This window comes from Micromonospora sp. ATCC 39149 (assembly GCF_000158815.1).
Lineage (GTDB): Bacteria > Actinomycetota > Actinomycetes > Mycobacteriales > Micromonosporaceae > Micromonospora.
Genome location: NZ_GG657738.1, coordinates 6,544,259 through 6,570,732, shown reverse-complemented (window position 1 = coordinate 6,570,732; position 26,474 = coordinate 6,544,259). Strand labels below are relative to the sequence as shown.

Genomic DNA, 26,474 nt, shown 5'->3' with positions numbered 1-26,474 from the left:
GGACGGTGCCGCCACGAATCTGCTGGGACAGGAACGTCCCGCCGGGCCGCAACACCCGCGCGACCTCGTCCCACCGCGTGCGCACCGGGTGACGGCTGACCACGAGGTCCAGCGCGGCGTCGCCCACCGGAAGTTCGCCGCCCTCGGCGACCTGGAGCACGGTCGCGCCGACCGGGCGCAGGTTACGTCGGGCCACCTCGACGTTGGGTGGCCACGCCTCGGTGGCCAGCAGGACCCGGGGCGGGCGAGGCATCTCGGCGAGAACCTCCCCGCCGCCGGTGTCGAGGTCCAGCGCCGCGTCGGCCCGCGCCATCCGGTCGGCCACGAGCCGGGCGTAGCCCCACGGCGGCCGTTCCTCGCTGGCCCGCCCGCGCAGCCAGGAGAAGTCCCAGCCCCGCACGGGCACGGACGCTCCCTCGGCGACGAGGTCCTCGAATTCCCGCCCCCCGCTCATCCGGGAAGCATCGCCGCGCCCGGCCGCCCGGACAACCGATTTCGGGCCCGGGGGATCTCAGGCGCGGGCGGATCTCAGGCGCGGGGCGGGACGATCTCCACCGTGGCGCCCGCCACCTCGCCGAGCGCGTCGAGGTCACCGCCCTCGGCTCGGCCGGCCTCGAACTGACGCATCAGGCGGGCCCCGAGCCACACCCCGACCCCGCCGAGCCCGAGCGCGACCAGCTCGGCGGCGAGCATGACACCGATCGCGCCACGCTGTGGCGAGTTCGCCCGGACCAGGCAGATCAGCAGGAACATCCCGGCCATCGCGGCGTTGACCAGATTGAATGTGATCTTGGTGCGACGGGTCCGGTCGCCTGCGGCGTCCCACAGGTCGACCATCCCGGCCACCGTGGACAGCGCGGCGGCCACGAGGGCGGCGACCGCGGTCCAGTAGCCGACCTCGCCGAGGAAGGCGGGACCGCCGACGACGTCGGCCAGGTCGAAGATGGTGGCGCTGACGAAGAGCCCGAACGGGAACGTCACCAGCATCGGTTGGATGGGATGCCCGTGCACCCGCAGTCGGCTCTCCATCGTGCCCTCCCCTGGTCGGATCAGCTCACCAGTCCAGGGTGCTACCCGCAGGTCGCCGCAGGGAAACGACCAGCCGTCGTATCGCCGACAGGACGGTGTCCGGGCGGCCCCGCCCGGCACGCCGGCGACGTGGGGCGATCGGAGCGGCACGGGCGGGGCCCCGGGGCTAGTTCTCCCGGGGGCGGGAAACCGTGGCCACCAGCCGCTCGGCGACCTCCCGCAGCGGGATGTCCAGCGACGTCGCCGCGCTGCGCAGCACCGCCAGGGCCTCCGGGGCGCGGCAGCCGCGCTGGGTCATGATGACGCCGATCGCCTGCCCGACGACCCCCTCGCCGAGCAGGGTGGCGTCCAACTCGGTAGCCTCGGCGGCTCGCCGCTCCCGGCCCCGGACGGCGGCGAGCAGCAGGCCGGCGTGCTCGGCAAGGAGCATCGCGGTGAGCTGGTGGCGGGTGCTCAGCGCGTCCGGCGTCGAGGCGTACAGGTTGATCGCGCCGATGACCTGCTCGTCAACGTCGACCGGGGCGGAGATGACGCCGCGTACCCCGGCCTGGCGGGCCCGGGCCGTCCAGGCTGGCCACCGGGACTCCCGCCCGAGGTCCTCGGCGATGATCATCTCGCGGCGGTGGATGGCGCTCATCGCGGGCGAGTCGGGCGCGTGGCTCAGGTCGTCCAGACCCGCGAGGGCCGGGTCGGAGGCCGCCACCCCGGCCGGCTCACCCGCCCGCAGCGCCGTGAAGCCGCACCAGGCGACCCCGACGACGGACGCCTGGGCGATCCCGACCAACCGGGTCAACGCCGTGTCGAAATCGGTCACGGCGATCAGGCCGGCGGTGAGTTCCCGCAGCATCGCCGCCGTCTCCAGCACGCTCAGGGTTCCGGTGCCGACGGCTCGCGTCTCCAGGTTCACCGAGCCACTGCCCCCGCCGGGACCACCGGCGACCGGTGCCTCGTACCGCCCCTGCGCTGTCTCATCGTCTGCTCTCTCCCGATTCATCCGACCCGCGCTACTACCCCCGGCAAGCCGGGTCGAAACGGCCGAAAGTCTCCGCGCCCAGGTCGGTGGGGCGGGAACGGCGGGGCGCCGCGCGGGTGGGGCGGCTCCGGTTTCCCGGAGCCGCCCCACCGACGTCAGCGCGGGGCTGCGCTGAGCCGGCGGCCCACCGAGGCGATGAGCCGGTCCAGCTCCGAGCCGAACGGGTTGTCGTGGACGAGGTACGTCCACGTCGCCGAGGGCCGGACCAGCGTCGAGGCGTCCGGCTGCCAGTCCTCGTCGAACTCGGTCTCGGTGAACGTGGCGATGGTGCGAGCCTCGATCTCCGGGACCAGCGCGTTGAACGCCGGCACGGCCGCCCGGTGGAACTCGTCGAGCGGGTCGAGCCGGCCCAGGGCGCGCAGGTGCACGCCCTCGCGTACCTCGGACAACTCGGCCAGGTGCTCGGCCCACAGCCGGTCGAGGTGGTAAAGGGCGATCGACCGGGCCACCCGGGCCAGCAGGTCCTCGTCCATCTCCCCGGCCTTCTCCGGCACCCGCTCCAGCAGCATCAACGCGGCGATGTCGCTGGTCAGCAGCCGCTCCCGCCGCTCGGCGAGGGCCTTACGCTGCTGCTCGATCACCACGCTGTAGCGCCAGGTGTTGCGGTGGATCTCGTGGTTGACGCCCTCAGCGACCCGCTGGGCGTGCTCCACCGCGTAGTCGACCTGCGGGTCGGTGACCAGGCCGTCGGCGTTCATCCGCGGCGAGGCCGGCACGGCGTCGCCGGCGTGCCGGACCACCAGGTCGTCCTCCAGGCTGACGAAGAACACCGACCCGCCCGGGTCGCCCTGCCGGCCCGCCCGGCCGCGTAGCTGGTCGTCGACGCGGCGACTGTCGTGCCGGCCGCTGCCGATGACGTAGAGGCCGCCCAGCTCGGCGACCCGCTCCCGGTCCGCCTGGTCGCTGCCGCCGAGCCGGATGTCGACGCCCCGGCCGGCCATCTGGGTGGAGACGGTGACCGCGGCGTACGCGCCCGCCTCGGCGATGATCGCCGCCTCCTCGTCGTCGTTCTTGGCGTTGAGCACCACGCAGGGCACCCCGGCGGCGTTCAGGCCGGCGGCGAGCTGCTCGGACTCCTTGACGTCGAGGGTGCCGACCAGCACCGGACGGCCGGCGTCGTGGCAGCGCCTGATCTCGTCGACCAGCGCCTCGTCCTTCTCGGCCCGGGTGGCGTAGATCCGGTCCGGCTCGTCCTCCCGGACGCAGGGGGTGTTCGGCGGAATCACCGCCACCTCCAGGCCGAAGAACTCGCGTAGCTGGTCGCCGACCAGCACCGCCGTGGCGGTCATGCCGCACACCTTCGGGTAGAGGGCGATGTACGCCTGCACGGCGATGGTGCCCAGCACCTCACCCTCGGCGGTGGCGTCGAGGCCCTCCTTCGCCTCCACAGCCGCTTGCAGCCCGTCGGGCCAGCGACGACGCTGGGCCACCCGGCCGCGCATCTCGTCGATCAGCTCCACCGAGCCGTCCCGGACGATGTAGTCGACGTCCCGGTGCAGCAGGGCGTGCGCGTGCAGGGCCACGTTGACGGCGGAGAGCTGCCCGACGTGCTCGGTGTCGTACAGGTCGATGCCGCCGAGCTTGGCCTCCACGGCGGCGAGGCCGGCGGAGGTGAAGGCGACGCTGCGACCGTCCTCGGCGACCGTGTAGTGCTTGCCCTTGCGCAGGCCGCGCACCAGTGCCGCCGCGGCGTGGACCGGATCCTGCTCGCCGCCGACCGCGCCCGCGAGGACCATCGGCACCCGGGCCTCGTCGATGAGGATGGAATCGGCCTCGTCGACGATCGCCGTGCGCAGCGGCGGCTGGACCCGGTCGTCGAGGTCGGTGACGAGCTGGTCGCGCAGGTAGTCGAAGCCGGCCTCGCTGACCGAGACGTACGTGACGTCGCAGGCGTACGCCTCGCGCCGCTGCAGTGGGGTGGACGCCTCGTTGACCCAGCCGACGCTCAGGCCGAGCAGGGTGTAGACCGGCTCCATCCACCGGGAGTCGCGGCGGGCCAGATAGTCGTTGACGGTGAGCACGTGCACCGGGCCGTTGCCGAGCCGGACGTGCCCGTACGCGGCGATTGCGGCGGTCAGGGTCTTGCCCTCACCGGTGGCCATCTCGGCGACCTTGCCGGAGAGCAGGGCCATCGCGCCGAGCAGCTGCACGTCGTACGGCCGCTGGTCCAGCCCGCGCCGGGCGGCCTCGCGGCCGATCGCGCAGATCTCCTCGTACCCCGTGGCGGAGCCGGCGGCCTCGGTGAGCTCGGCGTCGGTCAACGCCGACAGCTCCTCCTCGCGGGCCTCGATGGCCGGCAGCAGCTTCTCCAGCGGGCCCAGGTCGACCGTGGTGCCGGGACGCTGGAGGAACCGACGGAACCTGCTCTTGAACCGTTGCGACACACCCATGAGCCGCAACGGTACGCGACCCGGACCGAATCGGGTTGCCCGGCCGGTCCGTGGCGGGACGGACACGCCCCGCCACGGACCGCGGCGGGCGGCCTCTCAGGCGGTCAACACCACCTGGAGCTCCTGGCGGCGCCGCTGCGCCAGGTCGGTCAGCAGCGTCGGAGCCTGCTCGAACGGCACCACCGCCGACACGAGGTGCTTGCGGATCTGATCGCCGTACGCCCGCAGCAGGTCGATCGTCTCGATCGACAGCCGCTCCCGGTCCCAGGTCGGGGCGAGCCCGCGCGGCACCCGCCCGATCTGGGCGCAGCGCAGCGACAGCCCGTTGTGGTGGAACTCCTCGCCGAACCGGACGGCGTCCGCGCCGGCCTGGTAGAAGGCCAGGTCGATCACGGTGCCCTGGGGGCGCAGCAGGCGCAGGGCGAGCTGCAACGCCCACGCCTGCCCCCGGCACTGGAAGACGACGTCGGCGCCCCGATCGCCTGCGGCGTGGTTCCACCGGGTCTTCAGCACCACCGCCGGATCGCCGGCGTCTGGGTCGAGGGTGTCCAACCCGAGCGCCTCGGCGACCGCCCGCCGTTGCGGGGTCGGGTCGAGCACCACCACCGACGCCGCGCCGTGGCGCTGGGCGAACAGGGCGGTGAGCAGGGCCACCACCCCGCCGCCGACCACCGCGACCCGGCGGCCGGCCACCCCGTCGCCGAGCGACCGGACGTCGGGGCCGCACAGGTCGGCGGCGGCGTGCAGCACCCCGTTGGCGCAGATCGGGCCCATGTGCGCGACGTAGACCCCGAGCAGGGGGTCGAGGTCGTCGGGCAGCGGGACGAATCGCTCGGCGACCGGGTCGGCGACGTGGGAGGTGCGGTGGCCGTACGTCATCGCGCCGACCGCGCCGACGGCGATCGCCGGGGTGCGGCTGGCCACCACCCGCCCCACCTGCATGTAGCCCAGCCGGCTCACCGGGTACGGGGTGCTCGCCCGCCCCGGCTGGAACAGCCCCAGCCCGGCGTTCCAGGTGACGTTGAGGTACGGGTTGGTGCCCTTGACGAAGCTCAGCTCGGTGCCGGCGGAGATCCCGCTGTAGAGCGTCTCGACCCGGAACGTGCCGTCGTGCAGCTCGCCGGCGTCCTGCTCGACCAGTTCGACCCGCCCCGGGCCGCTGACCACCACCACCCGGTCACGCATCGGGGCCCACCCCCACCGGGGCCGGCGCGGCGGCGACCCGGAGGGTCGCGGCCAGGCCGGTGGGCAGCGACACCGGCCGGCCGGTACGCGCGGACTCGGCGACCGCGAGGGCCAGCCGCTGGGTGCGCAGCGCCTCGGCGTAGGGGACCCGCACGTCGTCGCCGACGCCCCGGACCGCGTCGACGAAGGCCCGGTCGACGGCGGTACGAGCCCCGTCGGGGTCGGCGGGCAGGTGCCGCTCGCCGTCGCCGTCGCGGACGGTCAGCCCGTCCTCACCCAGGCTCAGGGCGAGCCCGTCGGCCAGGATCTCCAGCCCGGCGCGGTGCTTCCAGCCGAGCACGCAGGCCGCGGCGAGGGTGCCCACCGCGCCGTCGGCGAAGCGCAGGGCGGCGGTGGTCACCGAGTCGATGTCGGCCCCCTCGACGGGCGGCGGAGCGCCGTCGCCGTACGCGGTCACCTCGGCCACCTCCCCGACGAGCGCGCGCATCAGGTCCAGCACGTGCGCGGCCTGCTCGACCACGGGTCCACCGGAGCGGTCCCGCCGGGCCCACCAGGCCACCGGGGGCACCTTGTCCAGCCAGGCCCCGCTGACCATCCGCACCGGCCGGTCGGCGAGCAGCTCGCGGGCCTGCTCCACCACGTGCAGGTACCGCCAGTGGTGGCCGACGCCGGTGAGCAGCCCGCGCCGGGCCACCAGGTCGGCGACCCGCTCGGCGGTGTCCAGGTCCACCGCGACGGGTTTCTCCACGAACATCGGCACCCCGGCGGCGATCACCGCCTCCTCCACCGGCCCGTGCGCGAACGGGGGCACGCACACGTACACCGCATCCGGGCCGGCGGCGAGCAGCTCGGCCACGTCGACGAACGTCCGCGCCCCGTGCGCGTCGGCCAGGTGCGCCGCCGCATCGCGTGTCACGTCGGTGACGCCAAGAATCTCCACGTCGGAAAAGCCGCCCAGCACCCGGGCGTGGCGCTGCGCCACCCCACCGGCCCCGACCAGTCCCACCCGGCACGCGCGCATCGACAAGCCCTTTCGCCACGTTTTCACATCCCGCCGGATGCACACTCCCCTTGGGGACGCGCAATCAAACGTTCATCTGCCCGGAACCGGCCGGGGCGCGGCCCGTGATCAAGCTGTTAGCGACAATCCGGTTAGCGCGCGGTCGGCGCTGGGAATTCTTCACCCGCGTTTTCCGCCATGATCTGGGGGTGTGTCAGTGGGCCGTACGGATTCGAGCGTCACACCGGTGGTGGAGGCATGGGCGACATATCGGACCACCTCGGCAACCGAGTGGACGCCACGGCGGTTGTTGCGCGCCAAGGGTGAGAGCCGGGTCAGCGTGGTGCTGCCGGCACGTAACGAGGAGGCAACGGTCGGCGCGATCGTGTCGACCATCCGCGAGCACCTGATGGACCGGATCGCCCTGGTCGACGAGCTGATCGTGGTCGATTCCCGGTCGACCGACCGGACCGCGCAGGTGGCCCGGGCCGCCGGCGCGGAGGTCGTCGGCCAGGACGAGATGACCCGGGGGTTGCCCCGGCTGGCCGGCAAGGGCGACGCCCTGTGGGCCGGGCTGGCGGCGGCCGAGGGCGACGTGGTGGCGTTCGTCGACGCGGACCTGAGCGAGTTCCGGCCGCACTTCGTCACCGGCCTGATCGGGCCGCTGCTGATCGACCCGTCGATCGACTTCGTCAAGGGCTTCTACCACCGGCCACTGGTGGGGGCGGCCAGTGTGGAGCCCGACGGCGGCGGACGGGTCACCGAGCTGATGGCCCGTCCTCTACTCAACCTGTTCTGGCCGGAGCTGGCCGGCTTCGTCCAGCCCCTCGCGGGCGAGTACGCCGGTCGGCGCGACGTGCTGGAGCGGGTGCCGTTCGTCTCTGGGTACGGGGTGGAGACGGCCATGCTGATCGACCTGCTGGACCTGGTCGGCCTGGACGCGCTGGCCCAGGTGGACCTGGGTGAGCGCCGGCACCGCCACCAGGACACGGCGGCGCTGGGCCGGATGTCGGCGCAGATCATGCTGACCGCCTGGTCGCGGTTGCAGCGGCGCGGCTGGGCCAGCCCGGGCACGGTGCCGGCCGCCCTGCTGACCCAGTTCCGGCGGGGCGGCTCCGAGGCGCTGCCGAACCTGGAGCGGGAGATCGTGGTCAGCGACGTCTCGATCGAGGAACGCCCGCCCCTGGCGGATTTGCGGCACCGGGTGCCGCGGCGCCGGGTGCCGGCGTGAGGAAGCGGCCGGACGCCGGGGAGCACCCGTCGACGCGGCTCGACGGCACCGCCGAGGGAAGGAATCCCGCATGAGCCTCACCGTCCTGATGAACGCCGGCCCGTGGTTGTCCGTGCCGCCCCCCGGCTACGGCGGAATCGAGAACGTGATCGCCACCCTGGTGCCGGAGCTGCGCCGGCTGGGCGTGCGGGTGGTGCTCGCCTCCGTCGGCAGCAGCACCCTGGCCGTGGACGAGAAGATCGCCGTGTTCGGCGACGGCCAGTTCCACGCGCTGCAACGGCCGTACAACCAGGTCTGCGGCATCTCCCAGGCGCACCTGGGCGGCGTGGTGCGGGCGCTGCACGCCCGCGACGACATCGACCTGGTGCACGACCACGTGGAGGCCGTCGGCCTGGCCACCCTCGCGGCGATGGGCCCGGACGGCCCGCCGGTGCTGCACACCCTGCACTGGGACCTGGCCAAGCATCCCGACCTGTACGGCAACCTCGACGGCGGCGACCGGGTCCGGGTCAACGGGGTGTCCGCCGCACAGCTGGCCCGCGCCCCCCGGGCGCTGCGCGAGCACTCCGTCGGGCACGTGCACCTGTCCACCCCGCTCGCGGTCGACGCCGACCGACGACCCCGGCCGGACAAGGGCGACTACCTGATCATCCTGGGCCGGATCAACCCCGGCAAGGGCCAGGACGTCGGCGCCCGGCTGGCGCGGCGGGTCGGCGTGCCGCTGGTGCTCGCGGGGCCGGTCGGGCCGTACCACCGCCCGGAGGACCTGGCCGCGGCGGGCGACGAGGCACGGCAGAACCCGGACGTGCGGTTCTTCTACGACGAGGTGGCCCCGCACGTCGACGGCGACCTGGTCCGCTGGGTCGGCACGGTCGCCGGGCAGGAGCGCGACGACCTGCTGGCCGGGGCCCGCGCCGCGCTGTTCCCGCTGCGCTGGGAGGAGCCCGGTGGCACGGCCGTGGTGGAGTCTCTCGCGCTGGGCACCCCGGTCGTGGCGACCGCCCGGGGATGCCTGCCGGAGCTGATCGAGCACGGCCGCACCGGGTTGCTCACCGACGACGAGGACGAGCTGGCCGACCTGCTGCTGGCCGCGAGCGTGCTGGACGCCGACGAGTGCCGGCGGGAGGCCGCGACCCGCTTCACCCCGGCGGTGATGGCCGAGAAGTACGTCGGGCTGTACGAACGGGTCCGCCAGGCCGCCGCCCGCCCCCTGCAACCCGCCTGACGGCGGCGCAAGGGGGATCCCGTTTCGCCCGGCACCCCGCCGGGTACGTCCGGGTCACCCCCGAGACGGAAACGAGGACCACCGCATGCCCAGCCGGATCACCTGCGAGGTCCGCGACGAGTCGCCGGTGACGGTCGTACGCATCGCCGGCGCGCTGGACCTGGCGACCATGCGGGTGGTGCACCGCGTCCTCGACCGGTGCCTCACCGCCCAGCCGGACGCGCTGGTCGTCGACCTGCACGACATCACCGTCCGCGACCAGTTGGCGCTGTCGGTCTTCGCCGCCGCCGCCCGCCGGGCGGCCGGTTGGCCGGCGGTGCCGTTCGTGCTCTGCGCGCCGCCCGCCCAGACGGCGAGCTGGCTCACGGAGTCGACGGCGTGCCGAGGGCTGCCGGTCCGACGGGACTGCGCCGAGGCGACGCGGGCGGCCGTGGCCGCCGCCGCACCCCGGCTCCGGGTCCGCCTGGAGCCCGTGGCGGGCGCGTGCCGGCGGGCCCGGGAACTGGTCGCCGACGCCTGCGGCCGGTGGAACCTGCCGGAGCTGGTCGGACCCGCCTCGGTCGTACTCAGCGAGCTGGTCGGCAACGTGGTACGGCATGCCCGCACCCCGATGACGGTCACCCTCACCCTGCGCCGGCCGTACCTTCAGGTGGCCGTCGCCGACGACAGCCGCGCGGCGGCCCGGATGGGGGCCGCGCCGGACCCGCGGGCCGAGGGCGGCCGGGGGTTGCTGCTGGTCCGGGAGCTGACCCAGCGCTGGGGCAGCGCGCCGTTGGTCGACGGCAAGGTGGTCTGGGCGATGCTGCCCGCCGCCTGACTCGACACCCCGAATTGACCGAAATTACCGCTCTCGCCTGATTACATAGGGAGAGGGGCGGGTAGGCACGCCCGTCCCTTCTGTCGCCACGACGGGGTGAGAAGCATGCCCAAGCGGGTAACCACGGAGCCTGCCCGAGACCGGGGGCCCGCGATCCTCGCGCCGGCCCGCTTCGGCGGCTTTCCCGGCCCGGTCCGCCCGGCCCTGCCCGGGGCAAAGCTGCTCAAGCTGATCGGGACCACCGACGCGAAACAGATCGGCCTGCTCTACCTGGTCACCTCGTTCGTCTTCTTCCTCATCGGCGGGGTGCTGGCCCTGCTGCTGCGCGCCGAGCTGGCCAGGCCGCGGATGCAGTTCCTCTCCCCGGAGCAGTACAACCAGGCGTTCACCATGCACGGCACGATCATGCTGCTGCTGTTCGCCACGCCGCTGGTGTTCGCGTTCGGCAACTACATCGTCCCGTTGCAGATCGGTGCGCCGGACGTGGCGTTCCCCCGGCTCAACGCCCTCGCGTACTGGCTCTACCTGTTCGGCGGGGCCCTGGTCGTCGGCGGTTACGCCACCCCGGGCGGGGCCGCCGACTTCGGCTGGACCGCGTACACCCCGCTGAGCCGGATGGAGCACTCCCCCGGCGTCGGCGCAAACATGTGGATCGTCGGCCTGGCCATCTCCGGCCTCGGCACCATCCTCGGCGCGGTCAACCTGATCACCACCACGCTGACCCTGCGCGCCCCCGGCATGACCATGTTCCGGATGCCGATCTTCACCTGGAACATGCTGCTCACCAGCGTCCTGGTGATCCTGGTCTTCCCGCTGCTGGCCGCCGCCCTGTTCGCCCTGGCGGCGGACCGGCTGCTCGGCGCGCACGTGTACGACCCGGCCACCAGCGGGCCGATGCTCTGGCAGCACCTGTTCTGGTTCTTCGGCCATCCCGAGGTCTACATCGTCGCGTTGCCGTTCTTCGGCATCATCACCGAGATCATCCCGGTCTTCTCCCGCAAGCCGATCTTCGGCTACACCGGGCTGGTGCTGGCCACGGTCGCGATCACCGTGCTGTCGATGAGCGTCTGGGCGCACCACATGTTCGCCACCGGCCAGGTGCTACTGCCGTTCTTCAGCATCCTCAGCTACCTGATCGCGGTGCCCACCGGAGTGAAGTTCTTCAACTGGATCGGCACCCTGTGGAAAGGGCAGCTCACCTTCGAGACGCCGATGCTGTTCGCCGTCGGCTTCCTGGTCACGTTCCTGCTCGGCGGGCTCACCGGGGTCCTGCTGGCCAGCCCGCCGGCCGACTTCCACCTGCACGACACCTACTTCGTGGTGGCGCACTTCCACTACGTGCTCTTCGGCACCATCGTCTTCGCCGCGTTCGGCGGGGTCTACTTCTGGTTTCCGAAGATGACCGGGCGGCTGCTCGACGAGCGGCTGGGCAAGCTGCACTTCTGGACGATGTTCGTCGGCTTCCACGCCACCTTCCTCGTGCAGCACTGGCTCGGCGCCGAGGGCATGCCCCGCCGGTACGCCGACTACCTGCCCGGCGACGGCTTCACCACGCTCAACATGATCTCCACGGTCGGGTCGTTCGTGCTCGGCGCGTCCACGCTGTTTCTCGTCTACAACGTCTGGAAGTCCTGGCGGTACGGGGCGATGGTGTCGGTGGACGACCCGTGGGGCTTCGGCAACTCGCTGGAGTGGGCCACGACCTGCCCGCCCCCGCTGCGCAACTTCGACCGGATGCCCCGGATCCGCTCCGAGCGCCCCGCCTTCGACGCCAAGTACGGCCACCTCGTCGCCGACCTGGGCCGGGACCTGCCGCAGCGCACCACCAAGCCGCCGCAGAGCCTCGCCGAGGAGCTGCACCACGAGCGGCACGTTCCCGAGTCACCGGCGGCCGAGGGCGCGCACGGTGCCCGGGAGGCAGTCGCGTACCACCCGGCGCCGCAGTCGGGCGCCCGGCCGGTGGACGTACCGGAGCCGGAGGACGTCCGCCGGCCCAGCTTCGACGCCACCGACGAGCCGGAGGTGGGCGGGCTAGGCGCGGAGCGGGCACCGCAGGAGAACGAGCGCTGGCGTCACCCGCACAGCAAGGGCGACACGACGGAGTACTGAGCCCCGCCCGGGCGAGGTGTGAGAAGGGTGGTGCCCCTGTCTACCTCAGGCGTTAACAGGGGCCCCCTCCTTGCACCTCACCCCCGCTTCGCCGGTTCCGTCTCGGCCGGGCCGTTCTGCCACGGCGGCGGGGCGTCGGCGAGCATCGCCTGCCGCAGCCAGGTCAGCGCCCGCGACAGCAGCCGGGAGACGTGCATCTGGGAGATGCCGAACCGGGCGGCGATCTCGGCCTGGGTCTGGTTGCCGTAGAAGCGCATGGCCAGAATCCGCCGCTCCCGCCAGGGCAGCCGGTGCAGCAGCCCGCTGATGGTCACCCGGTCGTCGACCGACTCCAGCGCGTTGTCGCTCTCGCCGACCAGGTCGCCGAACTCCGCGGAACTCTCCCCGCCGACCGGCGCGTTGAGCGACGCCGGGCTGTAGCCGGCCGCGGACTCCAGGGCGGCCAGGATCTCCTCCTGCGGGGTCTCCAGCCGCTCGGCCAGCTCGGCCACGGTGGGGGCCCGGGACAGCTCGCTGGTCAGCGTGGCGGTGGCCTGGCCGACCTCCAAGATCAGGTCGCGCAGCCGGCGGGGCACGTGCACGCCCCAGGTCCGGTCCCGGAAATGGCGCTTGATCTCACCGACGATGGTGATCGCCGCGTACGCGGTGAACGAGCCGCGCTCCGGGTCGTACCGGTCGACCGCGTTGACCAGCCCGAGGCGGGCCACCTGCTCCAGGTCCTCCAACGGCTCACCCCGCCCCCGGTACCGGCGGGCGAGCCGGCCGGCGAACGGCAGCGCGAAACGGACCAGGTCGTCGCGGGCCTCCTGCCGCCGTTCGGGGGGCAGGCCCTCGATCCGCGCCGCGTACGCCAGCGCCGCCGCGTCGAGATCCTCCAGCCCCCGTTCGGTGGGTGGTGGTGTGGTCGTGGTGGACTGTCCGAACATCCGCGCCTCCCTCAGGAAGGTCCCCCGCCCGGATCGGGAAACGGACGTGCGCATGGCCGAGCCACGCACCGGGCCGGAAATGGGTCACATGACGAGATCCGTCGAGGAGCGGCGACCGAGGGCCGCGCAGCGTTGCCAGGGCCGTCGCAGCCAGCGGTGTTCCCGCTCCGTAGGTACTCAATCACGCCGGCCCGGGTTCGCGAGGATGTTTCGGCCGGCTGGTGCGACCGACTGCGCCGCGCCCCTCGGGCCGCCCGCAGCATGTTGCCCTGCGGTGGCGGGCACGGCGGGCGACCGAGGTCAGCAGACCACCAGGCCCTGGTGGGCGGCCCCGACGCGGAACGCCTCGATGGCGGTCGCGGCGAGTAGCGGCGGGGGCGCGGGCAGGTCGCACGGCTGGGCGCGCAGCACCTCGGTGGCCCGGCGGGTGGGCACCGACGCGACCGGGTAGCCCCGGGCGGCCGTGCGGTCCAGGGCCCGGCGGCGGCGACCGAACGCGGCCACGGCCAGCCACTGCGGCAGCCCCGCGAGGGCCGGCGAGCGCATCCCCGGCGACTCCGGCAGCACGTCCACAGAGCTGAACGGCTCGCTGCCGGCCAGCCACCACTCGGCGGCGTCGACGCTGCGCCGGGTGGCGTTCTCGCACCAGTACGGAACCAGCCCCGCCCGCAGCACCTGCCACGGGTCGAGCAACCCGCCGCACTCCACGACGAGGCGGTCCCCCGTCTTGCCGGCCCGGCGCAGCCACCCCCGGTAAAGGTCGGCGACCGCGGCGCTGAGCGCCTCCGGCCGGCAGAACAGCACCCGGTGCACCCGGTGCCCGCGCCGGCCGGCCCAGTCCCGGACGGCGAGTTCGAAACCGGGCTCCACGCCGTGCTCGGCGTAACCCTGCGGGCAGACCGCCTGCGGGGGCTCCCAGCGGGCCCCGTCCCCGCCCACCGAGCGGAGCACCTGGCGCAGGGTGTGCGAGTCCGGGTGGAAGTCGACCGGGTCCAGGCCGCTGGCCGGGGAGCCGGCCTGGAAGCTGTGCCCGTGCCCGGCGTCGTACACCGGCCAGGTGCGCGCGTCGCGCAGCAGCAGCACCGGGGCGTCGGGGGCGAGGCGGTCGGCCAGGAACCGGGCGTACGCGGCCGGCAGCGACCGCCAGCGCACCGTGAGGGAGACGGTCGCCCCGGCCAGTGGGCCCCGGCTGGCCGGGCAGTGCACCTGACGTACGTGCACGTCCGGGTTGCCGGCGAGCAGCCGGGCGGCGAGCGCGGCGCCGTGGTCGAGGGCGGGGCCGGGCCGGTCCACCGCGCCCCCGCGCCAGTGCACCGTCGATTCGAACGCGGCGGGCAGCCACGGAACTCCGAGGGCGACCGCCAGGTGCACCGCCGCGCCGTGCGGCGAGCCGAGCACGACCCCCGGGTAGCACCGGCGCGGGTACTGGTCGACGATCCACCGGGCGACCCGGGCGGCGTCGACCTCGGCCGCCTGGTCCGGGGTGAGCGCCACCCGATTGGCCGCCCGCACCGCCGCGGCCCGGCGCACCGGCTCGGGGACGCCGGTGAAACGGGACGGCGTGCCCGGGTCACGCAGGTCGGCGCAGTCCTGTCCGCGCAGGGCCCGTACCGCGGCGGCGAGGAGGATCCGTCCCGTGCTGCCGGCTGCCAGCACCCGGTCGCCGGCCAGTCCGGCCCCGTCCGCCGTGAGGTCCGGGCGCACCGTGTGCGCCGGTCCCGACCTGCCTCGTTCACTCACCACGCGGCCCGGCTTCCCGTCCCGATGGGGTCTAAACGGGGGGTCCGCCACCGCGCGTGCCCGCTGGGCGGGTCGTCCGGGCCAGGACCGCATGTCGGAGCCGGCGGGTCAGTGGATCTTCGTGCCGCTACCCGGTGGTGTCCGGTTCGCCGGTGGAGAAGAGACCGCGCAGGTCCGCCATTGCCGGCTCCGGCGCGCGACGCGCGACGGTCGGGTCGACCACGGCCTCCAGCACGCTCGGCCGGTCCGCCGCGAGGACCTCGTCCCACGCCGCGCCGACCAGCTCGGGCCGGTCCACCCGTACGCCGTGCAGGCCGAGCAGGCGGGCCCACCCGGCGTACGGGACGTCGGGGCGTCGGTTGGCGACCCCGGCGGCCGGGCGGCCGTCGCCCACGCCCGAGTTGTCGCGGTTGTTGAGCACCAGCACGACCAGCCGGGGATCGGACCACTCCCGCCAGTGGTGGGCCACGGTGATCAGCTCGGCCAGCCCGTTGAGCTGCATCGCGCCGTCGCCGGCGAGGGCGAGCACCGGCCGGTCGGGGCGGGCGAGCTTCGCCGCCACCGCGTACGGCAGGGCGCAGCCGGTCGACCCGAGGGTGCCGCAGAGGTGGGCGGCTACGCCGGGCGGCAGCTCCAGGTGCCGGGCATACCAGTAGACGACCGAGCCGACGTCGACGGCGACCGCCGCCTCGCGGGGCATCCGGGCGGAGAGTTCGTGCAGCACGAGCTGCGGGTTGACCGGCTCGGCGGGTTCGGCGGCGCGGGCCGCCGCCTGCCGCCACCGGTCCACCGACGCCTCCACCGTCTCCCGCCACGCCCGCCGGGGCCGGTCCGGCACGCGGGCCAGCAGGGCCCGCAGCGTCTCGGTGGCGTCGCCGACCAGCGGCACGTCGACGGGGTAGCGGTTGCCGATCCGGCGGCCGTCGATGTCGATCTGGATGGTACGGACCTGGCCGGGCATCGGGTAGTAGTCGGTCCACGGGTTGTTGGTGCCGACCATCAGCAAGGTGTCACAGCCGCCCATGAGCTGTGCCGCGGCGGTGGTGCCCACCTCGCCGAGCACCCCGGCGTGGAAGGGCAGCCGCTCGTCGAGGACCGGCTTGCCGAGCAGGCTGGCGGCCACCCCCGCACCGAGCCGGTCGGCCAACGCTACGATCTCGGCGGCCGCGCCGTGACCACCCTGGCCAACCAGGATCGCCACCCGGTTGCCCATTCCGAGCAGCGACGCGGCGGCGGCCAGGTCGGTGTCGTGCGGCAGCACCTGCGCCACCGGTTCCCCCGGCGTCGCCGACATCACCCCGGCGAACTGCGCGACCAAGTCGGGCACCGAGGCCACCTGTACCTCGCGGGGCAGCACCACGCAGGTGGGGCTGCGGGTGGCGGCGGCGGTGCGGAACGCCTGGTCGAGCACGGCGGGCACCTGCGCGGGCGTGCGCCCGTAGCGCACGAACTGGTTGCAGACGTCACCGAGGAGGCGGCTCAGCCCGATCTCCTCGTACGCGCCGCCGAGCGGGCCGCTGGTGTCCTCGCCGACGATCGCCACCACCGGCTTGCTGTCCAGCTTCGCGTCGTACAGGCCATTGAGCAGGTGCACCGCGCTGGGGCCCTGGGTGGCCAGACAGACCCCGATCTCGCCGGTGAACTTGGCGTGCCCGCTGGCCATGAAGGAGGCGGTTTCCCCGTGCCGGGCGGGCACGAACTCCGGGTCCCCGCCCGCGCGGTTCAGGGCGGCGACGACCGGGTCGATGGCGGCTCCCGGGCACCCGAAGGCGCGCGGCACCCGCCAGGCCCGCAGCCGCTCCACCACCAGGTCGGCGACCGTACGCTCAGCCATCTGACCGACCGGGTGTGGCGGCGTCGACGTAGCGCAGCACCGCGCCCACCCCGTCGGCCAGTTCAGGGGCCTCGTCCGGGGCCAGCACGGTCAGCTCGGCGTCGGTGCCGACCAGCGCCCGCACCAGGGCCGCGTCGGCGCGTACCCGCTGCGGGTCGGCCACCGACACGGCGGTGAGCTGGCCCGGGTCGGTGGCGATGTCGGTCGGCGCCGGGCCGATCCACAGCTGCGCCGTCGACGACGGGTCGTCCACGATCAGCATGGTGTCGACCTGGTTGCGGCGCAGCGCCGACACGACGGCGTCCAGGCCCGCCCCAACGTCCTCCTGCATGCCGAAGCGGTCCAGCTTGGCGGCGATCCGCTGGTCGGCCACCTCGGCGATGGTCTGCACGGTGATGTCGTCCATCAGCGCCGGGTCCGCCCCGCCGTGCCGCGAGCCGGCGTCGGTGCGCACCAGCGCGTCCTGCCAGCGCTCCGGCAGCTGGGCGGCGATCATGCCGGTGGCTCGCACGTCGCCGGCGACCACCACCACCTCCGCGCCCACCTTCTCGGCCAGTTCCACGGTGGCCGCCGCCGCGTCGCCGGCGTTGTGGTGCCAGGCCTCCATGGCGGCCCGCTGGTAGCGGGACTGCGACCAGCCGCCCGGGTTGACCCGGCGAAGTTGGAAATCCTCCCGTCCGGCGACGTGGGCGCGGCGGGGCACCCCGCCGGCGCTGACGGCCACGGCGTCCGCGCCCCTGCGGTCGGCCAGCACCCGCACCCAGGCGACCTGTTCGCCGCGTTGGGCGAGCAGCGGCATGGTGTGCGGCAGTTCCGACACCGCCGCCAGATCCCGCAGCGGAGGGGCGGACAGGTACTCGGTGAGCACCGCCCGGCCCCGGGTGGCGAACACGGCGATGCCGTAGTCTCCCGGCATCGGGTCGTGTCCGCGGACCACCCGTTCGACGGCGTCCACGGTCGGCGCGTCGGCACCCTGCTCCAGCAGTTCCCCCTTGAGGGCCCGCCAGCGCAAATCCAGCGCGGGGTGGGCGTCGTGGGTGTCCCGGGAGGCGTCCAGATAGACCGAGCACCACGGCCCGGGACGGTCGTAGAGCGGGCGCAGGAAGGACAGCTGCATGCTCGACCCCTTTCCAGCTCGGCCCCCCGCTTACCCGCGTCGGTCGCCTTGTCACCTGGCGGTGCGGCTTGCCGGGTCGGCTCGCAGGTGACGGCCTGGCGGCCCGTGGGGCCGCGGACGCCACGAGCGTGACTCGCGTTCATTCATGTCGTTCGACGACACCGCCGGATACGATCGGTGTAGGAAATCAGACTCTCCGTAGTGAATGACTCTCGGTGGTGGACAATGGACAGCGACCTCGACTACCGGCGGATCGCCCGCCCGACGCAGCGGATCGTGACCGGCCGCGTCGTCCGGTTGCTCGACGGTTACCCGCGTGAGCTGAAGATCGGCCAGCCCGTGCTCGTCGCCGTGGTGACGGCGGCCAGCGTGATGGGTTTGCTGCTGCTGGCGTTCCGCTCGCTGCTGTCCAGCGGCGGCGGCGGTGCCCGGCGCACCTGGAAGGAGCTGCGCAAGGGGCCGGAGTATCTGGTCACCCCGTTGCGGCTGCGCGACTCCACCGACAGGCTGTGCGAGGTGGAGCTGCACGGGCACCTGCCGCAGAGCGCGCTGCACCCGGCCGACTGGGTGCAGATCACGCTGAAGCCGCAGGACCCGGACTTGCCGCCCCGGGTCGAGCAGATCGTCAACCTCACCACCGGGCAGCTGTTGCGCCCCCGCCACGCCACCGTGTGGACCCACCTCGGCCCGCCGCTGCTGCTCCAGGCGATGCTGGGGGCGCTGCTGATCCTCGTGGTCGGTGCGGTCGTCCTGCTCACCTGAGGTCGATCACCCGGGGCTCCGCGCGCCCCAGCGGCGGGCCTGCGCAGGTCAGCCCACCGGGGTGAGGGGTCGGTCCGGCTCGGGCGCGGTGCGCAGCATGCCCCGGCGGGTGGCCCAACGCTCGAAGGCCAGGGTGGCGAACGGCGGCACGGAGCAGGCCAGCGCCACGAGGGTCGGCCAGGGCCGCCACCGGTGCACCCAGGCGACGGCCAGCACCAGCACACCGTAGGCGACGAAGAGCCCGCCGTGGATCGGGCCGAAGATCTTCACCCCGATCTCGTTGCCCGGCGGGCCGTACTTGACGGCCATGCCGACCAGCAGGGCCAGCCAGGAGCACGCCTCGGCGACCGCCGCCGCGACGAACAGCTTGGTGATCTTCTCGCGCATCGTCACTCCCCCACCGCCGGTTGCCGGTCATGCTAGCCAGCCCGACCGACGCCCCGGTGACGCGGCGGGCGGAGGCGGCAGGGATCACGCGGGCCCTGGCGGGTACGTAGAGGGACCTTCGGGTCTTTCCCCAGCCCACCGCGTCGTGCGAGGTTAGGGGAACCAACGGTGGCAGGGCGGTGATCATGGGCGAGGAAGTCGGGGCGCGCATCTTCAGTCGTGAGGACCGGGCCCGGTATCGGGAGAAGGTACGCCGGTGCCTGGACGTCTTCGCCGAGATGCTCCGGGAGTCCCGGTTCGACGTCGAACGGCCGATGACCGGCCTGGAGATCGAGCTGAACCTGGTCGACGACGCGTCCGAGCCGGCGATGCGCAACGCCGACGTGCTCGCCGCGATCGCCGACCCCAGTTTCCAGACGGAGCTGGGGCAGTTCAACGTCGAGATCAACGTGGCGCCGCGCCGGCTGGCCGGCACCGGCACCGCCGCGTTCGAGGAACACGTGCGGGCCAGTCTCAACGCCGCCGAGGCCAAGGCCCGGGGCATCGGGGCGCACATGGTCATGATTGGCATCCTGCCGACGCTGCGCCCGGAGCACCTGACCGCCGAGACCCTGTCGGCCAACCCACGGTACGCGCTGCTCAACGAGCAGATCTTCGCCGCCCGCGGCGAGGACCTGCGGATCTCGATCGGCGGGGTGGAGCGCCTCGCCGTCACCGCCGACACCATCACCCCGGAGGCGGCCTGCACCAGCACCCAGTTCCACCTCCAGGTCAGCCCGGCTCAGTTCGCCGACCACTGGAACGCCGCCCAGGCGGTCGCCGCCATCCAGGTCGCCCTCGGCGCGAACTCGCCGCTGCTGTTCGGCCGAGAGCTGTGGCGGGAGACCCGCATCCCCCTGTTCCAGCAGGCCACCGACACCCGGGCGGAGGAGATCAAAGCCCAGGGGGTACGCCCCCGGGTATGGTTCGGCGAACGCTGGATCACCACCGTGTTCGACCTGTTCGAGGAGAACGTCCGGTACTTTCCGGCGCTGTTGCCGGTGTGCGACCCGGAGGACCCGGCCGAGGCCCTGGCCCGGGGCGACGTGCCGAAGCTCGCCGAGCTGCGGCTGCACAACGGCACCGTCTACCGCTGGAACCGGCCGGTGTACGACGTGTACAAGGGCCGCCCGCACCTGCGGGTGGAGAACCGGGTGCTGCCTGCCGGCCCGACCGTGCTCGACACCATCGCCAACGGCGCGTTCTACTTCGGGCTGGTCCGGGCCCTCGCCGAGTCGGACCGGCCGCTGTGGTCGCAGATGTCGTTCAGCGCCGCCGAGGAGAACTTCAACAGCTGCGCCCGGCACGGCATCGACGCGCAGGTGTTCTGGCCCGGCCTCGGGTACCTGCCGGTCACCGAGCTGGTGCTGCGTCGGCTGCTGCCGCTGGCCCACCACGGCCTGGACCGTTGGGGGGTGGACCCGGCCGAGCGGGACCGGCTGCTCGGGATCATCGAGCAGCGCTGCCTGACCAGCCGCAACGGTGCGACCTGGCAGGTGGATACCCTGCACCGGCTGGAGTCCGCCGACCACCTGGACCGACCGGAGGCGCTGCGCGAGGTGGTCCGACACTACGTGGAGCTGATGCACAGCAACCGCCCGGTCCACGAGTGGCCGATCCCCTGACCGACCGGTCCCGGGCCCGGGCTAGGGTGGGCCGGTGCCGACCACCGACGCGGAGATCGACGTCGCCCTCGCCCGGCTGCGGTCCCTCGGGGAGCAGCTTCCCTACCCCGGAGTCTGGCTCCCGGCCGCCCGCGCCGAGTCGACCGGGATCGTCCTCGCCGAGGACGAGGGACTGTCCCGCCTCGCCGTCGACCCGGCCACGGGTGCCGTGTCCCTCCTCGACGACGACGGCGCAGAGCCGGTGAACTCCGCACTGGCCGCGTTCGTCGCCTGCGCGGAGGCCTATCTGGCGGCCCGCGCGGAGGCCGACGCGCTGCCCGACGACGCCGACGACGAACTCGAGGCGCTCGGCGAGCGGCTCGCCGAGCGGTTCCGGCAGCTCGACCCGGTGTCGGTCGGCGACGAGAACCGCTTCTGGTCGGTGGCCGCCGAGGAACTCGGCTACGGAACGACCTGACGGGCGAGCGCTCCCCGGTGGCTACGCCACGGGCGCGTCGACCATCGGTTCGTACCGGTCACCGGCCTCGCTGATTGGCCGGTGGTCCTCGTCGGCCGCCAGGCGGTGCAGCGTCTCCAGCAACCCGTCGGCCTCCGGCAGGTCGAGCGCCTGCCGCAGCCGCGTCCGTTCCGCGTCCAGTTCCGGCCAGTACTCGCGGATCTCCTCGTCGGTGCGGGCCAGCCAATCCCGCAGCCGCGCGCCGCGGTCGTCGCCGTACGGGACCGCCGTCGCGTCGTGGATGCTGGAGATTCCGACAACGAGGGCGAGTGCGGCGCGCAGGTCGGTCGCGATCAGGCCACCCTGCCCCTCCGACCCGACGTACAGCACGGGTCGGGTGTCACCCTTCCCCACCAGCATGAAGGCACCGCCCGCGCCGTCGCCGGCGATCATCTCCAGGGGCTCACCGTTGGGCAGGCGCACCGCCTCCGGCGGCCCGCCGGCCACCCGGGCCAGGTCGAAGTCGAACTGGCGCAGCAGGTCGACGATCCACGGGTCGCCGACGATCCGCCCCAGCAACAGCCCCTCGGCTCCCTCTGCCCTCCTGGCCATCCCGGCCCTCTCGTCACCCACCCCGCGACGCTACCCCACCCCACCCCACCCCGCCCCGCCCCGGCCCGGCCCGGCGATCTTGCACTTGCGGCCCCCGTTTCGCCCGTTATCGCCGTGATGCGGGGGCCGGAACTGCAAGATCGCGGAGAACGGGGGTGGGGGTGGGGGTGGGGAGGTCGTGGGTGGCGTGGAAGGCAACCGCGCCGAGGACCTCCGCCGGGGCGCGGAACCTGTCCAGGCGTGCACCGGCGAAGGTGACGTCGCCGTGGAACGTGGCGCGCCCCTCCGGGCCGCCGAGGCGGAACGCCGCGCCCTTGAACGTGGCATCGTCGAACCGGGTGACGCCGTGGAACTGGGCGGCCGTGAAGTCCGCGTAGTCCACCGCACAGCCGCTGAGGTCGAGGTCGACCAGGGTCGCGCCGCACAGCAGCAGGTTCATGCCCGCCCAGTGCGCCGGCCCGGAAGTCGACCCGTCCGGCCTGTCGGGGATGCCGGCCGTCGGGCGCAGGCGCGCGGCGAGAAGCCGCTGGGCGGAGTCGCGCAGTTCCACCTCGATGGCCTGCGCGGCGGTCAGTTCGCCGGTCACGTGGAACGGCAGCGGGGCACGCAGGTATCCGCAGACGGCGTCCACCACCCGCTGGCGCAGCTCCGGTCGCGCGTCGCCCAGCTCGCCGAGGACGCGCAGGCCGGCCCGGCGCACGTCGGGGTCGGGGTCGGCGAGCTGGCGGGTGTACGGCGCGACGGAGTCGTCGGGCACGAGCACCGCCGCGCCGTCCGGGGCGGCCAGGCCCTCCGGGGCGGCCAGGGCTGCGGCCAGGCCCTCCGCGCCGGACGGCCCCTCCGGACCGGCCGGCCCGTTCGCGCCGTCCGGGGCGGGGCCCGGCGTCCAGCCGAGGGGCCAGCACACCGGCTCGTCGTCGGCCGAGCCGGCCCACCGTGCGTCGGCGAGGTCCACGGTGGGCTGGTCCAGGTGCACCGGCCCGCCGAACCGGGCCCCGCCGAACGCCGCGTCCGCGCCGAAGCGCGCTTTGTAGAACCAGGCGGGGCCGTCGAAGCGGGCCCGTCGGAACGACACGGGGCCGACGAAGCGGGCCCCGTCGCCACCCTCGGTCCACTCCTGGTAGTCGCCCACCAGCACCGCGACGGGCCAGCCCGGGTCGTCCTCGTTCGGCTCGTCCCAGGCGGCGGGCCGGATCTCCTCGATCGTGTCCCAGGCCGGGTCGTCCTCCCAGATCTCCTCCTCGCCCCGCCCGAACCAGGCCATCCCACCGAAGACCGCGCCCGCGAAGCTGACCGGGCCACGGAACCGGGCGCGCCCGAACACGGCGTCGGCGGCGAACCGGGCGTCGTCGAAGCGGGCCTCGCCGTGGAAGAGCGCGCGGGCGAAGATGGCGTCGCCGGCGAACCGGGCCCCGGCGAACGAGGTCGTCCCGAGGAACCGGGTGTCGGCGAACCGGGCCTCGGCCAGCTCGCAGCCGCCGAGGTCGGCGTCCACCAGGGTTGCCCCGGCAAGGTCGACGTCGACCGCCGTCGCGCCCGGGCCCGCGTCGGAGCGCAGCAGCCCGGCGAGCACCCGCACCGCCTCCCGGCGCGCGTCGGCGTCCGAACCGGCCTCCGGGCCGTCGGGTCGATCGCCGGCAGGTCCGTCGCCGGCGATCGGCGTACGCAGATAGGCGCAGACGGCGTCGGCCACGTCCTGCCGCAGCGCGGGGTGGGCCACGCCGAGCTGCGCCAGCCGCCGCAGGGCGGCCTCCCGCTGCGCGCCCACCGCCGCCAGCACCTGCCGGCCGGCTGCCCGGCATTCCTCGACGCCCGGCGCATCGACCACCACTCGACCCCCTCCGCACCCGGTGGCTGCCGCGTGCACCGGCCCCCGCCCGCCAGGGAGGCCACCGGCGGAACCGACAGGCCCAGCGGCGAGAACAGTCCCGCGAGCGTACCGGGGTGAGGTGCGCGCGGGCGACGCGGTTCAGCGGGAGCCGGGGCCGCGCAACACGTCGACCGTCACCCGGGCGGCCTCGGCGATCAACGCGTCGTCGGGCTGCGCGTCCTTCGCGGCACGGCGGGACATGACGGCGAGCACGATCGGGGCACCGTCGGGCGGCCACAGCACGGCGATGTCGTTGCGGGTGCCGTACCCGCCAGCCCCGGTCTTGTCGCCGACCTGCCAGCCGGCCGGCACCCCGGCCCGGATCAGCGTGGCGCCGGTGGTGTTGCGCCGGAGCCAGTCGACCAGCACAGTCCGGTCGGCGGCGGACAGCGCGTCGCCGAGCGCGTACGCCCGCAGGGAGGTGGCCATGGCGCGGGGCGTGCTGGTGTCGCGGACGTCGCCCGGCGCGGCCTCGTTGAGGCTCGTCTCGGTGCGCGCCGGGTCGGTGACGGTGTCGCCGATGCCGCGCAGCGCCCGCTCGAACCCGGCGGGGCCGCCGAGTTCGGCGAGCATCAGGTTGGCGGCGGTGTTGTCGCTGTAGCGCACCGCCGCGTCGGCGACCGCGCGCAGGGTCATCCCGCCCGCGACGTGCTGTTCCGTGACCGGGGAGTGCGGCACCAGGTCTGCCCGCTCGTAGCGGACGACCCGGTCCAGCTCCGCGTCCGACGTCGCGGCGAGCAGCGCGCCGGCCGCGAGGGCCTTGAACGTCGACGCGTACGCGAACCGCTCGTCGGCCCGGTGGGCGAGGGTGCGCCCGGTGCCCGTGTCGACCGCGTACACGCCGAGCCGCGCGTCGAACCGCCGCTCCAGGGCGGCGAGTTCCGCAGGCGGGGGCACCGGCGAGGCGCTCGGCCCGAGGGGAGCGCTGGTGCCGGGAACTACGGTGGTGCCGGGAACTACGGTGGCGTCGGGCGTGGCCGCGGGCCGGGCGGGTGTGCAGCCGGCTGCGAGACCCAGTGCGAGCACCGCCGCGACGGATGCTCTGCGGCGCATCGCGGTCACGAGGCTCCCTTCCTCCGCCGGCAGCGCCGGCTTCCCCGTTGTCGCTCGAATGCGGACGCCCTCCCCTGCTCGCATCGTTCGGGATCGCGGGCGTCAGAGTGCCACGACCGCCGCCGTCTCCGCCGGTAGCTCGATGCGGTCCCGGGTCACCGACACGCCCTCCCCCGTCGCCAGCAGCACCCGCCGCGCCACCCCCGGCAGGGTGACCCGCTGCGGCTTGCCGGCCAGGTTCGCCACCACCAGGCGCTCGCCCCGGCGTATCACCAGGAACTGGTCGCCATGCCGGACGTCCACGGCGTCCAGCCGGGGGTCGGACAGGTCGGGGTCCCTCCTGCGCAGGGCGATCAGCCGCCGGTGGAACTCGTACATCCGGCGGTGTTCGGGCTTGTCCAGCTCGGCCCAGTCGAGCCGGGACCGGACGAACGTCTGCGGGTCCTGCGGGTCGGGGACGTCGTCCGAGGTCCAGCCGTGCGCGGCGAACTCGCGCCTGCGCCCGGTGGCCACGGCGGTGGCCAGCTCCGGCTCGGGGTGGCTGGTGAAGAACTGCCACGGGGTGCTGGCCGCCCACTCCTCCCCCATGAACAGCATCGGGGTGAACGGGCCGGTGAGCAGCAGCGTCGCGCCGACCCGCAGCAGCGCCGGGGACAGCGTCGCGGAGATCCGGTCGCCGGTGGCCCGGTTGCCGATCTGGTCGTGGTTCTGCAGGTACGCCACGAAACGGTGCCCTGGCACGCGCTGCCGGTCGACCGGCCGGCCGTGGCTGCGGTCGCGGAAGCTGGACCAGGTGCCGGCGTGGAAGAACGCGCCGGTGAGCACCTGCGCCAGGCACTCCAGGGAGCCGAAGTCGGCGTAGTAGCCCTGCCGTTCCCCGGTGAGCAGGGTGTGCAGGGCGTGGTGGGCGTCGTCGTTCCACTGGGCGTGCAGGCCGTACCCGCCGGCCTCGCGCGGCGTGATCAGCCTCGGGTCGTTGAGGTCGGACTCGGCGATCAGCGACAGCGGCCGGCCCAGACGGGTCGACAGGGCCTCCACCGCCACCGCGATCTCCTCCAAGAGGTGGGTGGCGCGGGAGTCGGGCATGGCGTGCACGGCGTCGAGCCGCAGGCCGTCGACGTGGTAGTCGCGCAGCCACATCAGCACGCTGTCGACGATGTAGCGGCGTACCTCGTCGGAGTGGGGGCCGTCGAGGTTGACGGTGCGGCCCCAGGGGTTGCTCCGCTCGGTCAGGTACGGCGCGAACATCGGCGCGTAGGCCCCGGAGGGCCCGAAATGGTTGTAGACGACGTCGAGGATCACCCCCAGGCCCATGGCGTGGGCGGCGTCGACGAACCGTTTCAGCCCGTCGGGGCCGCCGTACGGCTCATGCGGGGCGAACCAGCAGACCCCGTCGTACCCCCAGTTGTGCTCGCCGTTGAAGGCGTTGACCGGCAGCAGTTCGACCAGGTCGACGCCGAGGTCGACGAGGTGGTCGAGCCGGTCGATCGCCGCGTCGAAGGTGCCCTCGGGGGTGAACGTGCCGACGTGCAGCTCGTACAGGATGCTGCCGGGAAGCTGTCGGCCGGTCCAGGCGGCGTCGCCCCAGCGGTAGGCGGTGTGGTCGTAGCGCCGGCTCGGCCCGTGCACCCCCACGGGCTGCCAGGCCGAGCGGGGGTCGGGCAGAGCCCGGCCGTCGTCGCCGAGGACGAACGCGTAGTCGGTGCCGGGGCCCGCGCCGGGCACCTCGACCCGCCACCAGCCGCCCGACCCGGGGCGCATCTCGTGGTCGCTGTCGCCGGCCAACCGCAGCCGAACCCGGGCGGCCTCGGGTGCCCAGACGGTGAACTCGGTCATGCGGCAGCCTCCACGGAGTCGATGGGAGCGAGGAGGGCGACGGGAAAGGTGTCGAGCAGATCGTCCAACAGCAGCTCAGAGCCACTGTAGACCCGTCCGGTGAACACGGCGGGAACACTGTTGCCGGCCAGCGACAGCCGGGTGCCCCGCCTGCCGCCGTCGCGGGCCAGCCGCAGCGGCAACCGGGTAGCCACGGCGACCGCGCCGGCCCGACCGGA

At 74.0% G+C, this 26,474-nt stretch carries 23 protein-coding genes; 7 read left to right on the top strand and 16 right to left on the bottom strand.

Going from position 1 to position 26,474, the window contains the following annotated elements; all coding sequences use genetic code 11:
* The 6 genes from MCAG_RS28330 to MCAG_RS28305 all read right to left on the bottom strand — a co-directional run.
* Positions 1-454, bottom strand: a 454-nt coding sequence (locus MCAG_RS28330; protein ID WP_007076374.1) for a class I SAM-dependent methyltransferase, incomplete at its 3' end; no start/stop codon positions are given.
* A 74-nt stretch (positions 455-528) separates the two neighbouring features.
* A complete protein-coding gene (locus tag MCAG_RS28325) occupies positions 529-1,029 on the bottom strand; it encodes a DUF2231 domain-containing protein (RefSeq protein WP_036375638.1) in 501 nt (166 codons plus the stop codon).
* A gap of 166 nt (positions 1,030-1,195) precedes the next feature.
* Positions 1,196-1,936, bottom strand: a complete 741-nt coding sequence (locus tag MCAG_RS28320) for a GAF domain-containing protein (RefSeq protein ID WP_007076372.1) — start codon at positions 1,934-1,936, stop codon at positions 1,196-1,198.
* A gap of 221 nt (positions 1,937-2,157) precedes the next feature.
* Entirely contained in the window at positions 2,158-4,452 is a 2,295-nt protein-coding gene (gene secA2, locus MCAG_RS28315; RefSeq protein ID WP_036375636.1) for an accessory Sec system translocase SecA2, read from the bottom strand.
* A 96-nt stretch (positions 4,453-4,548) separates the two neighbouring features.
* Positions 4,549-5,637, bottom strand: a complete 1,089-nt coding sequence (locus tag MCAG_RS28310; RefSeq protein ID WP_007076370.1) for a zinc-binding dehydrogenase — start codon at positions 5,635-5,637, stop codon at positions 4,549-4,551.
* Positions 5,630-6,658 carry a Gfo/Idh/MocA family protein gene (locus tag MCAG_RS28305; RefSeq protein ID WP_007076369.1) on the bottom strand — a complete coding sequence of 343 codons (1,029 nt, stop codon included), beginning with the start codon at positions 6,656-6,658 and terminating at the stop codon, positions 5,630-5,632. Before MCAG_RS28305 ends, MCAG_RS28310 begins: the two co-directional genes overlap by 8 nt.
* A gap of 229 nt (positions 6,659-6,887) precedes the next feature.
* Here MCAG_RS28305 and MCAG_RS28300 point away from each other — a divergent pair, with 229 nt between their 5' ends.
* From MCAG_RS28300 to ctaD, 4 genes are all read left to right on the top strand, one after another.
* Positions 6,888-7,868: a glucosyl-3-phosphoglycerate synthase gene (locus MCAG_RS28300; RefSeq protein ID WP_007076368.1), complete on the top strand. Its 981-nt coding sequence runs from the start codon at positions 6,888-6,890 to the stop codon at positions 7,866-7,868.
* 70 nt (positions 7,869-7,938) lie between these two features.
* On the top strand, positions 7,939-9,093 hold the full coding sequence (locus MCAG_RS28295) for a glycosyltransferase (RefSeq protein ID WP_007076367.1): 1,155 nt from the start codon (positions 7,939-7,941) through the stop codon (positions 9,091-9,093).
* Between the two features lie 85 nt (positions 9,094-9,178).
* Entirely contained in the window at positions 9,179-9,910 is a 732-nt protein-coding gene (locus MCAG_RS28290) for an ATP-binding protein (RefSeq protein WP_007076366.1), read from the top strand.
* Between the two features lie 105 nt (positions 9,911-10,015).
* Entirely contained in the window at positions 10,016-12,019 is a 2,004-nt protein-coding gene (ctaD, locus tag MCAG_RS28285) for a cytochrome c oxidase subunit I (RefSeq protein ID WP_007076365.1), read from the top strand.
* 77 nt (positions 12,020-12,096) lie between these two features.
* Here ctaD and MCAG_RS28280 read toward each other — a convergent pair whose 3' ends face one another.
* The 4 genes from MCAG_RS28280 to MCAG_RS28265 all read right to left on the bottom strand — a co-directional run bounded on the left by MCAG_RS28280 (position 12,097) and on the right by MCAG_RS28265 (position 17,636).
* Positions 12,097-12,945: a SigB/SigF/SigG family RNA polymerase sigma factor gene (locus MCAG_RS28280; RefSeq protein ID WP_036375633.1), complete on the bottom strand. Its 849-nt coding sequence runs from the start codon at positions 12,943-12,945 to the stop codon at positions 12,097-12,099.
* A 300-nt stretch (positions 12,946-13,245) separates the two neighbouring features.
* Positions 13,246-14,649, bottom strand: a complete 1,404-nt coding sequence (locus tag MCAG_RS28275) for a hypothetical protein (protein WP_007076363.1) — start codon at positions 14,647-14,649, stop codon at positions 13,246-13,248.
* Between the two features lie 163 nt (positions 14,650-14,812).
* A complete protein-coding gene (locus tag MCAG_RS28270) occupies positions 14,813-16,519 on the bottom strand; it encodes a thiamine pyrophosphate-requiring protein (RefSeq protein WP_007076362.1) in 1,707 nt (568 codons plus the stop codon).
* Positions 16,512-17,636, bottom strand: coding sequence for a Vms1/Ankzf1 family peptidyl-tRNA hydrolase (locus tag MCAG_RS28265; RefSeq protein ID WP_007076361.1), 1,125 nt, complete (start codon positions 17,634-17,636; stop codon positions 16,512-16,514). The genes MCAG_RS28270 and MCAG_RS28265 overlap by 8 nt, the downstream gene beginning before the upstream one ends.
* 225 nt (positions 17,637-17,861) lie before the next feature.
* Between MCAG_RS28265 and MCAG_RS28260 the strand changes: the two genes are divergently transcribed.
* Positions 17,862-18,398: a hypothetical protein gene (locus MCAG_RS28260; protein WP_007076360.1), complete on the top strand. Its 537-nt coding sequence runs from the start codon at positions 17,862-17,864 to the stop codon at positions 18,396-18,398.
* Positions 18,399-18,446: 48 nt separating this feature from the next.
* Here the strand turns inward: MCAG_RS28260 and MCAG_RS28255 are convergent, their stop codons facing one another.
* A complete protein-coding gene (locus tag MCAG_RS28255; RefSeq protein WP_036378144.1) occupies positions 18,447-18,785 on the bottom strand; it encodes a DUF3817 domain-containing protein in 339 nt (112 codons plus the stop codon).
* Between the two features lie 185 nt (positions 18,786-18,970).
* Here MCAG_RS28255 and MCAG_RS28250 point away from each other — a divergent pair, with 185 nt between their 5' ends.
* Together MCAG_RS28250 and MCAG_RS28245 are read left to right on the top strand one after the other, a co-directional pair.
* Entirely contained in the window at positions 18,971-20,449 is a 1,479-nt protein-coding gene (locus MCAG_RS28250) for a hypothetical protein (RefSeq protein WP_007076358.1), read from the top strand.
* Positions 20,450-20,483: 34 nt separating this feature from the next.
* Positions 20,484-20,906 (top strand): SUKH-4 family immunity protein, encoded by a 423-nt coding sequence (locus tag MCAG_RS28245; protein WP_007076357.1) that lies wholly within the window; start codon positions 20,484-20,486, stop codon positions 20,904-20,906.
* Between the two features lie 21 nt (positions 20,907-20,927).
* Here MCAG_RS28245 and MCAG_RS30030 read toward each other — a convergent pair whose 3' ends face one another.
* The 5 genes from MCAG_RS30030 to MCAG_RS28220 form a co-directional block, all read right to left on the bottom strand.
* Positions 20,928-21,518, bottom strand: coding sequence for a hypothetical protein (locus MCAG_RS30030; protein WP_007076356.1), 591 nt, complete (start codon positions 21,516-21,518; stop codon positions 20,928-20,930).
* 85 nt (positions 21,519-21,603) lie between these two features.
* A complete protein-coding gene (locus MCAG_RS28235; protein WP_036375631.1) occupies positions 21,604-23,328 on the bottom strand; it encodes a pentapeptide repeat-containing protein in 1,725 nt (574 codons plus the stop codon).
* 138 nt (positions 23,329-23,466) lie between these two features.
* A complete protein-coding gene (gene bla, locus MCAG_RS28230) occupies positions 23,467-24,420 on the bottom strand; it encodes a class A beta-lactamase (RefSeq protein ID WP_007076354.1) in 954 nt (317 codons plus the stop codon).
* A gap of 102 nt (positions 24,421-24,522) precedes the next feature.
* Positions 24,523-26,256 carry a malto-oligosyltrehalose trehalohydrolase gene (treZ, locus tag MCAG_RS28225; protein WP_007076353.1) on the bottom strand — a complete coding sequence of 578 codons (1,734 nt, stop codon included), beginning with the start codon at positions 26,254-26,256 and terminating at the stop codon, positions 24,523-24,525.
* Positions 26,253-26,474, bottom strand: a 222-nt coding sequence (locus tag MCAG_RS28220; RefSeq protein WP_036375629.1) for a hypothetical protein, incomplete at its 5' end; no start/stop codon positions are given. The genes treZ and MCAG_RS28220, both read right to left, overlap by 4 nt.